The organism is Pantoea nemavictus, assembly GCF_037479095.1.
Lineage (GTDB): Bacteria > Pseudomonadota > Gammaproteobacteria > Enterobacterales > Enterobacteriaceae > Pantoea > Pantoea nemavictus.
Window position 1 is genome coordinate 768851 of record NZ_JBBGZW010000001.1, and the last position, 13607, is coordinate 782457.

The 13607-nt window shown below is 54.0% G+C and carries 14 protein-coding genes; 6 read left to right on the forward strand and 8 right to left on the reverse strand.

Features of this window, described 5'->3' with window-relative positions; translation table 11 throughout:
• Window positions 1–31 precede the first annotated feature (31 nt).
• Window positions 32–271, reverse strand: a complete 240-nt coding sequence (locus WH298_RS03540; RefSeq protein WP_007889156.1) for a hypothetical protein — start codon at window positions 269–271, stop codon at window positions 32–34.
• Between the two features lie 270 nt (window positions 272–541).
• On the opposite strand from WH298_RS03540, the gene WH298_RS03545 reads away from it, so the two are divergent.
• Entirely contained in the window at window positions 542–1759 is a 1218-nt protein-coding gene (locus WH298_RS03545) for an L-lactate MFS transporter (RefSeq protein WP_049852923.1), read from the forward strand.
• A 510-nt stretch (window positions 1760–2269) separates the two neighbouring features.
• Here WH298_RS03545 and WH298_RS03550 read toward each other — a convergent pair.
• From WH298_RS03550 to WH298_RS03565, 4 genes are all read right to left on the reverse strand, one after another.
• Window positions 2270–2551, reverse strand: coding sequence for a membrane lipoprotein lipid attachment site-containing protein (locus WH298_RS03550; protein WP_049852924.1), 282 nt, complete (start codon window positions 2549–2551; stop codon window positions 2270–2272).
• A 250-nt stretch (window positions 2552–2801) separates the two neighbouring features.
• On the reverse strand, window positions 2802–3605 hold the full coding sequence (locus tag WH298_RS03555) for a hypothetical protein (RefSeq protein WP_180822234.1): 804 nt from the start codon (window positions 3603–3605) through the stop codon (window positions 2802–2804).
• Between the two features lie 9 nt (window positions 3606–3614).
• Window positions 3615–4067 carry a universal stress protein gene (locus WH298_RS03560; RefSeq protein WP_007889137.1) on the reverse strand — a complete coding sequence of 151 codons (453 nt, stop codon included), beginning with the start codon at window positions 4065–4067 and terminating at the stop codon, window positions 3615–3617.
• 6 nt (window positions 4068–4073) lie between these two features.
• A complete protein-coding gene (locus WH298_RS03565) occupies window positions 4074–4859 on the reverse strand; it encodes an IclR family transcriptional regulator (RefSeq protein ID WP_007889135.1) in 786 nt (261 codons plus the stop codon).
• Window positions 4860–5009: 150 nt separating this feature from the next.
• Between WH298_RS03565 and WH298_RS03570 the strand changes: the two genes are divergently transcribed.
• From WH298_RS03570 to ypdK, 3 genes are all read left to right on the forward strand, one after another.
• On the forward strand, window positions 5010–6611 hold the full coding sequence (locus tag WH298_RS03570) for an MFS transporter (protein WP_180822235.1): 1602 nt from the start codon (window positions 5010–5012) through the stop codon (window positions 6609–6611).
• A gap of 5 nt (window positions 6612–6616) precedes the next feature.
• The gene (locus tag WH298_RS03575) at window positions 6617–7645 is read left to right on the forward strand and encodes an HlyD family secretion protein (RefSeq protein ID WP_007889131.1); all 1029 of its coding nucleotides are present in this window, start codon (window positions 6617–6619) and stop codon (window positions 7643–7645) included.
• A gap of 202 nt (window positions 7646–7847) precedes the next feature.
• On the forward strand, window positions 7848–7919 hold the full coding sequence (gene ypdK / locus WH298_RS03580) for a membrane protein YpdK (protein ID WP_099686956.1): 72 nt from the start codon (window positions 7848–7850) through the stop codon (window positions 7917–7919).
• Between the two features lie 41 nt (window positions 7920–7960).
• On the opposite strand, the gene alaC is transcribed toward ypdK, so the two are convergent.
• Both alaC and WH298_RS03590 read right to left on the reverse strand, forming a co-directional pair.
• The gene (alaC, locus tag WH298_RS03585) at window positions 7961–9196 is read right to left on the reverse strand and encodes an alanine transaminase (protein WP_180822236.1); all 1236 of its coding nucleotides are present in this window, start codon (window positions 9194–9196) and stop codon (window positions 7961–7963) included.
• Between the two features lie 119 nt (window positions 9197–9315).
• The gene (locus WH298_RS03590) at window positions 9316–9840 is read right to left on the reverse strand and encodes a GNAT family N-acetyltransferase (RefSeq protein WP_180822237.1); all 525 of its coding nucleotides are present in this window, start codon (window positions 9838–9840) and stop codon (window positions 9316–9318) included.
• A 263-nt stretch (window positions 9841–10103) separates the two neighbouring features.
• Here WH298_RS03590 and WH298_RS03595 point away from each other — a divergent pair, with 263 nt between their 5' ends.
• Together WH298_RS03595 and WH298_RS03600 are read left to right on the forward strand one after the other, a co-directional pair.
• On the forward strand, window positions 10104–11795 hold the full coding sequence (locus WH298_RS03595) for a sensor histidine kinase (RefSeq protein ID WP_036620850.1): 1692 nt from the start codon (window positions 10104–10106) through the stop codon (window positions 11793–11795).
• Window positions 11792–12517: a LytR/AlgR family response regulator transcription factor gene (locus WH298_RS03600; protein ID WP_007889122.1), complete on the forward strand. Its 726-nt coding sequence runs from the start codon at window positions 11792–11794 to the stop codon at window positions 12515–12517. Before WH298_RS03595 ends, WH298_RS03600 begins: the two co-directional genes overlap by 4 nt.
• A gap of 32 nt (window positions 12518–12549) precedes the next feature.
• Here WH298_RS03600 and glk read toward each other — a convergent pair whose 3' ends face one another.
• Entirely contained in the window at window positions 12550–13515 is a 966-nt protein-coding gene (glk, locus tag WH298_RS03605; RefSeq protein WP_180822238.1) for a glucokinase, read from the reverse strand.
• Window positions 13516–13607: the final 92 nt, after the last annotated feature.

Sequence of the window (13607 nt, forward strand, 5' to 3'; positions counted from 1 at the left end):
GAGCGGGCATTGCGCCCGCTCTTTTGTTCCTCTAGCGCCAGCCCTGAACGCCGATATTGAGCTGGTGAGGTTTAGTTATGGCTTTTCTGGCAATCCAGTAAAGCAGGACGCGTTCATCATCTTTGTCGCGGTCGGCCATTGCCAGTAATTTCAGCGACAATGTGGATTTATTCACTGGTTGATGCTCATCACTTAACTCGATCACCGCCTGACCGATAATGCAGCAAACCTCATCCTCGCTTGACGCGGATTCATATGCTCGGTCTTTCATATTTCCTCCTCTTGAATGAACTCTAAGCCTGGCAAACATCCCGAGCTTTGCAGGCATAAAGGCGCCATAGATACACCTGGTTACACAAGGTTACCCGCAGTAACCGCTACGCTTATGCTGAAATCCCGCATTGTCATCGTTATGTCATTCATACCCGCTTCGCTGCATTTCATTCCGTCATCCGGTGCTTTCACGCCCGCACTTCACTCGCCCGTGCGCGAGGCGCTTATTATCTCCACAGATTCCGCTTTCTCGCATGAGAGATAAAAAATGAAAACAGCTTTGACCGCGAATTATCAACGTACCCGCACGCTGACGCTTATCGGCACCATTATTACGCAGTTTGCTTTGGGCTCGGTTTATACCTGGAGCCTGTTTAATGGCCCGCTGGCCAATAAGCTGGATGCGCCAATCAGCGAGGTGGCATTCTCGTTCGGTTTACTCAGCCTGGGCCTGGCGATCGCTTCATCGCTAGCCGGAAAACTGCAGGAGCGCTTTGGCGTGCGCAACGTGACCATCGGCGCGGGCATTTTAATGGCAGTGGGATTCTGGTTAACTGCTCATGCCGATAATCTGATGATGCTTTACCTCAGCGCCGGTATTTTGGTCGGCCTTGCGGATGGAGCCGGTTATCTAATGACGCTCTCCAACTGTGTGAAGTGGTTCCCGGAGCGCAAAGGATTAATTTCCGCCTGTTCCATTGGCGCTTACGGTTTGGGCAGTCTTGGTTTTAAATTTATCTGTGGTGCACTGCTTAGCGCGCAAGGTCTGGAGAATACCTTCATGATTTGGGGCGTGCTGGCGATGAGCATGATCATTCTCGGCGCTTTGCTGATGCGTGATGCCCCGATGCAAAAGAGCAGTGGTAATAGCCAGTTGGAGGCGAAGGATTACACGTTAGCGCAATCGGTACGTTTACCGCAGTACTGGATGCTGGCGCTGATGTTCCTGACCGCTTGCATGAGCGGCTTGTATGTCATTGGTGTGGCGAAAGATATCGGCGAAGGCATGGTTCATCTTAGTGCGCAAACGGCAGCGAATGCAGTTACGGTAATTGCGATTGCCAATCTCAGTGGCCGCCTCATTCTCGGTGTACTGTCGGATAAAATGGCGCGTATTCGTGTCATCACCCTGGCGCAGATTGTCTCGCTGGCCGGCATGAGCATTCTGCTCTTTACCCATATGAGTGAATCCACCTTCTTCCTGTCCCTGGCCTGCGTTGCCTTCAGCTTTGGCGGTACGATTACCGTGTTCCCATCGCTGGTGAGTGATTTCTTTGGTCTGAACAATCTCACTAAGAATTATGGACTGATTTACCTTGGCTTCGGGATTGGTAGCGTACTGGGTTCATTGGTTGCCTCAGCCTTTGGTGGCTTTACCGTCACCTTCAGCCTGATTATGACCTTGCTGGTGATCTCGCTGGTGCTGTCGCTCAGCATCCGTCTGCCAAATCGTCAAAACGTAGCAGAACCTTTACTGCATAATTGACCTCTCTGGATGCCGCATTTATTTGCGGCATCCTCTCTACACAATTCCTCCATAAAACGTATTTAATTGAGAACCACTATTATCAAGCCTTGTCTTTCAGAGTATTCGCGTTATTATAATCAGGCATTCAGCTTATTCTGATTGGCTTATTTTACTCGCCGATTTTTTTAGCATTTAATTGAAATACTCCGTAATACATCCAGTAATAAATCTACATTTCCTGCATCTTCACTCCACTATTCCCCTGTAATCTGGCTACATTGGAACAGAGGAGGACTCTCCATGAAGAAGCTTATTAAGGTCGCATCGGTTGTCGCCATTATGACGATGTTGAGTGGCTGTATTATCGATCATCATCGTGGAGGAGGCCCAGGTTGGGGCCATCATGGTGGAGGAGGTTGGCACCATGGGCATGGCGGTTATGGACACCGCAGATAGTTGGGCAAAGAACACACACAGCACATAATAAGAAAATATAAAAAGGGCGGGAATATATCCCGCCCTATTTTTTTAGCTTTTTACCGCGTAATTACATTGATACCAGGCTTTCTTTAATCCAGGCAAATTACTGTTTTGCGACGGCAATGATTCCACCTTATCGAACCCACGCTGACTACAATAATTCGCCAGGTCGATATCCAACGCATCTTTATTGAGCGTTTGTGGATCGTAACGGTACTGCACGGTATTTGAACTGGTGTCTTCATCCACGCGTTCAAATCCCCCGGGTTTACTGACGCTACAACCGGCCAGCATAAAAAGCGCGACTGCGCTAATAAGCATTTTATTCATTAGGGTGTCCTCTTCAGCGTCGCAGTTTAAATGGCAACGCAGCGCTCTTCTATAAGAATAAAGCGCGAAATGTCTGCTTTAAGCAAGTTTTTGCCGATTAAATCGATAAAACCAAACGGCTTCTCTTATCAAACCATCAATGACATGATGCTTTCAGACAAAACGAAGTCTGCACCACACCAGGTGAATTACATAAAAACATACTGATAGTGACCTTCATGCCCGCGCTGAGCGGGCTTTTTTTTGCCCGCTAACCGGTGAGGCTGACCATCTTACGTAAAAGATTGGCCGCTTGTTTGTCAGGCAATGCGAGAATACCGTTGTAGAGATCAATCGACATGGCGCACATCGCGCCGCGATCGACGGCGGTATCCGCGGGCATATTCAGCTGTTGCAGCCGATCGCCCCACTTTCCATACAGTTTTTCCACTACGCTTTGCAAATCACGCTGCGCTACCGCGTGATCCAGTGGCTGCTCATTTCCGGTACTCTGCTGAAGCAAGGCTTCAAGCGCTTGAGCATCACGCTGATTTAACTCAGGTGACAACACCTGTTGCAGATTGATGCCGCCATTCACCTGCGGATAGAGAAAGCGGAAGCAGCGCTGCGGCTCCTGCTGCTGCAGCGCCTGCATTTCCTGTACCGATACGCGCACATAGTTGAGGATCGCCTCATCGGTGGCACGCGTTAAGCGTTGATTGATCAAATCCATCAACCAGCCACGCATGTCGCCCAGCGCCTGATCGGCCGGCATCCCTTCCAGCCGCTTATGCAGCAGTTCGCGATTTAACAGCTGCCATAACGCAGGCTCCTGAATTTTCAGCAAGCGGTACCCTGGCGCAAGGCTAAGCTGGGTTGAGACTTCCGCCGCCAGCGCCTGCCGCTCCTGACGCGGATGCAGCCAGCTGAACCACAGCAGATTTGCCACCATCAGCGGCAGCAGAAACAGCAGCACGCCTTGCCAAAGTCGCAGAGAAGTGGTGCGCAGCAGCAGAATAATAAGCAGCGCCAGCAGCGCAAACGCCGCTAGCGTAATGGGAACAAGCGAGAGCATCGAACGCGATTAATCCTTACGTACATCAATCAAAACGGGGCAGTTAGCACGTTCAATGACCGCAGCACTGACCGACCCTTTTAACAGTCGGTTAAACGGCGACAAATGACGGCGCCCCATGATGATCATACTGACCTGCAGCTGAGTGGATTGCGCGACAATGGTTTCCGCCGCTTCACCTGCCAGAATCAATCCTTTCGCAGCCACGCCAGCGCGCAGCAGCGGCGCCAGCGCATGACGCACCACCATTTCCGCGGTGTTCTGCTCATCTTTGGCCGCGACAAAATCATCGGGATCTTCACCCGCATCAATTTCAATCGGTTGATTGCAGGAGGAGTAAGCCGGATCGACGCAGCACAGCACCGTAACCTGCGCCTGATGTGCCAGCGCTTGTTCAATGGTTAGCGCAATCACTTTTTCCGCCACCGGGGAGTTATCGATGGCCATCAGCAAGGTTTTCATCAGTTGTTATCCTTCCACAGCGGTCATTTTGCCAATTTCACGAATCAATGCGTCTTTGCATTTGATGATTTGCTCACGATAGTGCGTTTCCTGCTTATGAAAACGCGCCGTCGGCACCAGTAACGAGATGGAGAAGCGGCCAAACAGCGTATCGATGGCCACCGCCATGGTCGAAATGCCCTCCAGCGTTTCACCGCGATCGATTGCCAATCCGCTGACGCGAACCTCAGCGATCAATTCCAGTAATTGTGGCAGCGTTTTCACCGTCATCTCGGTCAACTCTTTATAGGCTTCGCCTACCATCACGCGCACATCTTCATCGCTCTCCAGCGCCAGCAGCGCGCGGCCGCCAGACGTGCTGTAAAGCGGCAGATTTAATCCGATGCGCGGCACCACGCGCAGTTCGCGCGATGCCACCACATAATGCACGATGGCGAGCTGCGTTCCACTGGCACGCGACAGCGACACCGTTTCATTGATCTCTGCAGAGAGCTGCTCGAGGAAGGGACGCACGATCTCCACCACATCGCTGTGCACGCTGGAGATCAGCTTAAGCAACGCCGGACCAAGGCGTAAACCGCCTGCCCCGCTGCTGCGTACCAGTTGCGCATTGTCCAACGCGGCGACAATACGCTGCACCGTGGATCGTGGCAGATCCACCACCTGCGCAATTTCACCCAAACTCATGCCGCCGGGATGTTCACCCAACGCATTCAGAATTTTTGCCGCACGCGCGATGACCTGAATGCCACCCGCTTTTTCATCCTCACGGCTTGAGGGGAGTTCAACCATGATGCGTTCCTTTTTGGCCTGCCCTACTTTAGCGCGAATGATCGCACTTTTACACCCTGTATCACATTGCAATACAGCATATCGATATGTAATATGCCACCTGTATCACATTGCAATACACTGCATCAACAATATAACGAGAAGCCTGCTATGAACGCCCAGCCCACTGCGGCCCCGGCGCCCCACCCGTTTACTCTGCGCCTGGCGTTGGGACTGGTTGGCGTGCTGATTGCCGCGCTCACGTCGGGATTAAACGATCGCGTCACCGACATTGCGTTAGCGGATATCCGCGCCGCCATCGGCATCAGTTACGATCAAGGCAGCTGGATCATTTCCGCCTATCAGGCCGCTGAAGTGGCGGCAATGATGATTGCGCCGTGGTTCGCCGTCACCTTTTCCCTGCGCCGTTTTGCGCTCTGCGTCTCTGCGGGCTTTATGCTGAGCGGCCTGCTGTTACCGCTGATGCCAAACGCCACCTTGTTTATCGCCCTGCGCGTGCTGCAGGGAGTGTTTGGCGGCGCGCTGCCGCCAATGCTGATGACCGTCGCGCTGCGCTTCCTGCCACCGCCGATAAAATTGTACGGCCTGGCGGGCTATGCGCTGACCGCCACCTTTGGCCCGAATATGGCCGCTTCACTGGCGGCATTCTGGACCGACGATGTCAGCTGGCTGTTTGTATTCTGGCAAGTGGTTCCCGCCATGTTGATTGCCATGCTGCTGATTAGCTGGGGCTTGCCACAGGACCCGCTGCGCCTCGAACGATTTAAGCAGATAGACCTATTTGGCATGCTCACAGGATGCTCCGGTATGGCGCTGTTAATTCTGGCGCTAACCCAGGGCGAGCGGCTCGACTGGCTCGAATCACCGTTATTTGCCGGCCTATTATTCAGCGCGCTGGCGTTGCTGACTGTGTTCTTTATTAATGAATGGTTTCACCCGCTGCCGCTGTTCAAATTGCAGATGCTAAGCAGGCGCAACCTGGCGCATGGATTGCTGGTGCTGGCGGGCGTGTTGATTCTGTCGCTGTCGGGTTCGGCGTTGCCCTCGGCCTATCTGGCACAGGTGCAGGGCTTCCGCACCCTGCAATTCGCGCCGCTGGCGTTAACCGTCGGCTTACCGCAGTTATTGATCGCACCTCTTATCGCCGCACTGCTGAATATTCGTTGGGTCGATTGCCGCTGGATGTTGACGGCGGGCGTCGCGCTGCTGGTAACGTCCTGCCTGATGGGCATGCATATCACCACCGATTGGGCGCGCCAGAATTTCTGGCTGATGCAAATCCTGCAGGCTTTCGGCCAGCCGATGGTGATTTTACCGGTGTTGATGAGCGCCACCAGCGTGGTCGCACCGCCGGAAGGGCCGTTCGCTTCAGCGATGTTTAACACCGTGCGCGGCTTCTCCAGCATCACCGCCAGCACGCTGGTGGAGTGGTTTATTAGCCACCGCGAAAAATTTCACTCCAACGTGCTGGTCGATAACGCGGCCAGCCGTTCGTGGTTGATGACGGCTCCCAACAGCGCCCAGTCCAGCAGCAGTTTGCCATTGCTGCCCGATGGCAGCGTCAGCAGCGCGGAAAACCTCAGCGGCTTTGCCACCTTATTGAAACATCAGGCGATGGTGCTGAGCCTGAGTGATTGCTATCAGATGCTGATTGCGTTCGCCGCCCTGCTTTTACTGTTAACCGCCTGGCTGCCGAAACGCGTGTGGCCGCCACAAACTCTGATTCAACCTGTTACGACGACGTCGAGATAATTGATATGCAAGCTTCTGCTATGAAAAGAACGGTGCTGCTGAGTGCCCTATTACTGGTATTGCTGGCGATAGCCTTTTTTGTCTGGTCCACCATGACCGGCAACGATGGCCGCACCACCGATGCTTATGTAAATGCCGATTACACGCTGGTGGCGCCGAAAGTTTCCGGTTATATCGCCAGCGTCAAGGTGCAGGATAACCAGCGCGTTAAGGCCGGAGAACTGCTGGCGACGCTCGACGACCGCGATTACCGCGTTGCGCTGGAAACCGCGCAGGCCAATTTGCAGGTCAGCGAAGCCAAACGCCTGAGCAGCCAGGCGCAGTTGGAACAGCAACAATCCACCATTGACCAGGCGAAAGCGACCGTGGCGGCAAACCAGGCTTCCGCGCAGTACGCCGGGCAGAGTGCCGCGCGTTACAACCAGCTGTATAAAAATGGCACCATTGCGGCAGACGATCAGCAAAAAGCCAGCTCGACGCAGCGTTCGGCTTCGGCCACCGTGCGTCAAAGCGAAGCGGCGCTGGCTGCGGCGATCAAGCAAGTTGGTGTGTTACAGGCTGCTGTGCGTCAGGCCGCTGCCGATGTGGCCGCCGCGCAGGCCAGCGTCGACCAGGCGCAGCTTAATCTTTCCTATACGCGCATCGTGGCGCCGGTCGATGGCATGGTCGGTCAGCGTTCGGTGCGCCTTGGTGCCTACGTCAGTGCCGGCACACGTTTGCTGGCGGTGGTGCCACTGCAGCAAACCTATATCACCGCTAACTATCTGGAAACGCAGCTGGCAGATGTGCAGCAAGGGCAGAGAGTCAGCGTGAAGGTAGATGCGTTGCCGGGCAAGGTGTTTACCGGTCGCGTTGACAGCATTGCGCCAGCCACCGGCGCGACGTTCTCCGCTATTTCACCGGACAACGCCACCGGCAATTACACCAAAGTAGTACAGCGTTTACCGGTGAAAATTGTGCTGGATGCCAACCAGCCGGATCTGGCAAAACTGCGGGTAGGCATGTCGGCGATACCGGAAATTGAGACCCGCTGAAAATGTGAGCAACATCTCAGTTGTGGCCTATTTATTTTTGAGACAAATCCGCGTAAATTAGCGCTCGATCCTGTTCTGGGCTTGCCTGGAGCGACCTGAGAAGAAAGCGTGTAGCGATGATGAACTCCACCTTTCTCTTATTCTGTTCGGGTTACGCGGGTTTGGGATCACCCGCCGGGTAACCGCTCAGAGGAGTTGTTTTGTGAGATACGCCTTGATGGGAATTTCTTTCTTCCTGTTGCTTTGGGTCGGTACCTTCGTACTGATGCTGTAGAATCGCCAGGCGGGGCGACCGTTTGTCGCCCCACTTAATCCTTACTCCTCTTCTTCCAGCGCCTTAACCGTTCCCGGCAAGATACCATCGGCACGGAACATCGCTTTAATCCCCCGCACCGCCTGACGAATACGATCGCTATTTTCAATCAGCGCAAAGCGCACATGGGTATCACCGTAATCACCAAAACCAATGCCCGGCGAGACGCACACTTTGGCTTCCTGCAGCAGTAGCTTGGCGAACTCCAGCGAGCCGAGATGCGCGTAGTGATCGGGAATTTTCGCCCAGACGTACATCGATGCCTTCGGCAAATCGACCATCCAGCCCGCTTCGTGCAGGCCTTTCACCAGCACGTTGCGACGACGTTTATACTGCTCAGCGATATCGCGCACGCACTGTTGATCGCCTTCCAGCGCGGCAATCGCCGCCACCTGCAGCGGGGTAAAGGTACCGTAATCGTGGTAGCTCTTGATACGCGCCAGCGCGGCCACCAGCTCTTTGTTACCCACCATAAAGCCGATGCGCCAGCCCGCCATGTTGTAGCTTTTCGACAGGGTAAAGAATTCAACCGCCACATCGCGCGCGCCCGGCACCTGCATAATTGACGGTGCTTTCCAGCCGTCATAGGTAATGTCAGCGTAGGCGAGATCGTGGATTACCAGCACGTTGTACTGCTTCGCCAGCGCAATCACGCGCTCGAAAAAGTCCAGCTCAACGCATTGTGACGTAGGGTTTGACGGGAAGCCGAGGATCATCATTTTCGGCTTCGGATAGCTTTCACGGATCGCGCGTTCCAGTTCGTTGAAGAAATCCACGCCCGCCACCAGTGGTACCGAACGCACCTGCGCCCCGGCAATCACCGCGCCGTAAATGTGAATGGGGTAGCTTGGATTAGGCACCAGCACGGTGTCGCCGTGATCGAGCGTGGCCAGCATTAAGTGCGCCAAACCCTCTTTGGAACCAATAGTGACGATCGCTTCCGATTCCGGATCAATCTCCACCTGATAACGATCTGCGTACCAGCGTGAAATAGCGCGACGCAAACGGGGAATGCCTTTCGAGGTTGAGTAACCGTGCGTGTCTTCGCGCTGCGCCACCTGGCAGAGTTTTTCTACGATGTGCGGCGGCGTGGGGCCATCTGGATTTCCCATCGAAAAATCGATGATGTCTTCGCCGCGCCGACGCGCAGCCATCTTCAATTCAGCGGTAATGTTAAAAACATACGGGGGGAGGCGTTCAATACGCGAGAAACGACGGGGTGTGCTGTTATCAGCCATGATGTCCTCTGGATTACGTAAGCGCCCGGACCGTCCGAGCGACGTGGGTCACATGAGGTGACCGCACCAAGAACATAACGTGCTGATAACAAGATTGTCGAGAGCGGAATAAAATAATTTTAATTATTTGGATTCAGGCGGCCAAACACCCAATCGCTTACCCATTGGCCATTTAGCAGATAATTATCCCGCAGCGTGCCCTCAAGCGCGAAACCATTCTTCTCCAGAATGCGGCGCGACGGCCAATTTCCCTCAATCACCATCGCTTTTAGCTTATGAAACTCTGCCTGTAGCAAAAACTCACAGAGCGCATTAAGTGCTTCGCTGCCATAACCCAGACCGGTAAACGCATCGCGCAACATGTATCCCACTTCCGCCTGGCGATACGGATGCCATTCGGCGCTGCAGCCAAATAGACCAATCGGCTCGCCGGTTTCGCGGATACGCGCCACCAGACACAGCATGTGAAAACTGCTCGCCTGCCATGGCGCCAGACGCTCGGTAAAGCGCTGGCGGATATCATTTTCGTCCGGAATTTCACTCACCCACGTCATCGTCGCGGCATCCTGATGCACCGCTTTGAAAATCTGCCAGTCTTCCGGCTGTAAGCGACTGAGGGACAAACGGGGGGTGAGTAATTGCATTGCTGGGCTCCGCTATTTTGCATACGGCAACATAGCAAACCGGCAGAGCCACAACCAGCGATCGGCGCACGGTTTCGCTAATCCTCTTTTTGTTACTCAAGCTTTCCTCTTTTAGCCGGGATGGCTCGGTCGCCATGATGAAAATTGATCCTGGCTATAAGAAACAGCTGCAGACTGTTATGGCGCTGGCGGATCGCGATCACATTTTTTATCATGGCTTCCCGAGCATGACCTGAGAGATGCCCTTGCCTTCCCACTTCGACATGCTGCTGGCGGTATTTGACCGCGCGGCGCTAATGCTGATTTGCCTGTTTTTCCTCACTCGCATGCGGGTGTTCCGTCAGCTGTTGCAAAAAGATGAGCATTCAGTGCGTGAAAAAGTGGCCGTGACCGCGATTTTCTCGCTGTTTGCGCTATTCAGCACCTGGTCCGGCATTAACGTTGATGGTTCGCTGCTCAATGTACGCGTGATTGCAGTGATGTCTGGCGGCATCCTGTTTGGCCCGTGGGTAGGTATTGCCACCGGCGTAATTGCAGGTTTGCATCGCTATCTGATTGATATCGATGGCGTCACGGCGGTGCCCTGTCTGATCACCAGCATCATCGCTGGCATCGCTTCTGGCGTCATTAACCGCCGCGTCACGAAAGAGCAGCGCTGGCGCGCCGGTATTCTCGGCGGCATGCTGTGCGAAAGCCTGACCATGCTACTGATTGTGCTGTGGGCCAAGCCGATGGCGCTGGGCATGTCGATTGTTTATGAAATTGCGCTCCCGATGATCCTCGGCGCATCGAGCATTGGGTTAATCGTGCTGCTGGTGCAGAGCGTGGAAGGTGAAAAAGAGGCGATTGCGGCGCGTCAGGCCAAGCTGGCACTGGAGATCGCCAACAAGACCCTGCCGCTGTTCCGCCAGATTGATAGCCAGTCGCTGCATAAAGTGTGTGACATCATTCGTACTGATATCCATGCCGATGCGGTCGCCATCACCAACAACAAACAGATCCTCGCTTATGTTGGCTACGGCGAGCAAAACTATCACAACGGTGATGACGCCATTAGCCCCACCACCGCGCAGGCTATCGCTAGCGGCAAAATCATTATCAAGAATAACGATGAGGCGCATCGCACCAAAGATATTCACTCGATGCTGGTTATTCCCCTTTGGGAAAAAGGGGAAGTCACCGGCACGCTAAAAATCTATTATCGCCGCGCGCATCGTATCACCGGATCGCTCAAAGAGATGGCCATTGGTCTGTCGCAAATCATCTCAACGCAGCTGGAAGTGTCACGCGCTGAGCAGCTTCGCGAGATGGCCAACAAGGCTGAGCTGCGCGCACTGCAAAGTAAAATCAACCCGCACTTCCTGTTTAATGCGCTGAATGCTATCTCGGCCTCAATTCGCCTCAATCCGGACACCGCGCGCCAGCTGGTGATCAACCTGTCGCGCTATCTGCGTTACAACCTGGAACTCAACGATGACGAGTTGATCGATATTAAGAAAGAGCTGTGGCAGGTGAAAGATTACATCGCGATTGAGCAGGCGCGCTTCGGCGATAAGCTGACAATGATTTATGACGTGGATGAGGATCTGCATTTTACGCTGCCCAGCCTGCTGATTCAGCCGCTGGTGGAAAATGCCATCGTACACGGTATTCAACCCTGTCGCGGCAAAGGCGTGGTCACTTTGAGCGTGAAAGATTTAGGCGATCGCGTGCGCGTTGCAGTACGTGATACTGGCGACGGCATCAGTGAGGATGTGATGAACCGCGTGGCGCGTAATGAGATGCCTGGTAACAAAATTGGCCTGCTAAATGTGCATCATCGGGTGAAATTGCTCTCCGGCCAGGGCCTGAACATCACCCGCCATTATCCGGGCACCGAAATCGCCTTTACTCTTAGCAAGAATGGTCAGCAACTGCCTGTGCCGCTGCGCCACACCACGGAAACCTCTGCGTGAAAGCCATCATCGTTGAAGACGAGTTTCTCGCCCAGCAAGAGTTGAGCTGGATGATCCAGCAGCACAGCCAAATCAGCGTTGAGGCCTGTTTTGATGATGGGCTGGAGGTGCTGAAATATCTGCAAAACCATCGGGTGGACGTCATTTTTCTCGACATCAACATTCCTTCGCTGGATGGCATGCTGCTGGCCCAAAACATCAATCAATTTGCCCATAAGCCATTGATCGTATTTATTACCGCGTGGAAAGAGCATGCGGTTGAGGCGTTTGAACTGGACGCGTTTGACTACATCCTTAAGCCGTATCATGAATCTCGCATCGTCACCATGTTGCGTAAACTGGAAGCCAGCGCCCAGCAACAATCGCAACCGCAGAACGCGCCTGCCAGCTCACCCCAAACCGTTAATTTGCTGAAAGATGAGCGCATCATCGTCACCGATATCAACGAGATCTACTATGTTGAAGCGCACGAGAAGCTGACGTTTGTCTATACGCGGCGCGAAGCCTATGTGATGTCGATGGTGATCAGTGAGTTTTGCAGCCGCTTGCCGGAACAGCAGTTCTTCCGCTGCCATCGATCTTACTGCGTCAATCTGAGCAAAATTCGTGAAATCGAGCCGTGGTTTAACAATACCTATTTGCTGAAGCTGCGCGATTTGGATGCGCAGGTGCCGGTGAGTCGCAGCAAGGTGAAAGCCTTTCGGCAGTTGATGAGGTTATAAGGCGAACGGCGCAAGCCGCTCGCCTGCAAAGATTACAGCTCGCGGCCCAGCACCTGGCGCAGATGTGCACCGGCACCCAGCAAGCCCGGTTGATCGTGGGTAATCATATACACCGGAATATCCACCAGATAGTCGCGGAAGCGGCCTTTATCTTCAAACGCCGCGCGGAAACCGGAGGCTTTGAAGAAGTCGAGGAAGCGCGGCACGATGCCACCGGCAATGTACACGCCGCCAAAGGTGCCGAGGTTGAGCGCCAGGTTACCGCCAAAGCGACCCATGATGACGCAGAACAGCGACAGCGCACGGCGGCAATCGATGCAGCTGTCTTTCAACGCGCGCTCGGTGACATCTTTTGGCTTGAGGTTTTCTGGCTCACGCTCATCAGATTTGACGATGGCGCGATACAGATTGACTAATCCAGCACCTGACAACACGCGCTCAGCCGAGACGTGACCGATCTCCGCGCGCAGCACCTCGAGAATCTCACCCTCTTCTTCGCTGTTAGGCGCGAAGTCAACGTGTCCGCCTTCGCCCGGCAAGCTAATCCAGCGCTTGTCCACGTGGACTAAGTGGCTAACGCCAAGGCCGGTGCCAGCGCCATAAATCGCAATAGGTTTGCCTTCAACCGGCACTTTGCCGCCAAACTGAATCACTTCCTTTTCGCTCAGCATTGGAATCGCCATGGAAACGGCGGTGAAATCGTTGATGATCTCCAGGCTTTCCAGCGCCAGATTCTGTTTCATCGCTTTAGTGGAAAATGCCCAATCGTGGTTGGTCATCTCCACCCAATCGCCGGTGATCGGACAAGCAATGGCGATACAGGCGTGCTTGATGTCCTGCTTTTGCTCGTCGAGATAGTGGCGAATCACCGCTTCGAGATTGTCGTAGTCTGATGTTGAGAAGGTTTGGGCTTGCGAGATGGCGCCATTTTCCACCTCACACAATGCGAGACGGGCATTGGTACCGCCCACATCGCCGACCAGGGCGTATGTTGTCATTCTTCTGCTGCTCCGCTTGGGTCATAAACAATTGCAGGACACTATAAAAGCCTGCCAATAAAACAACAACGCCCACCTGCACGATGGGCGTA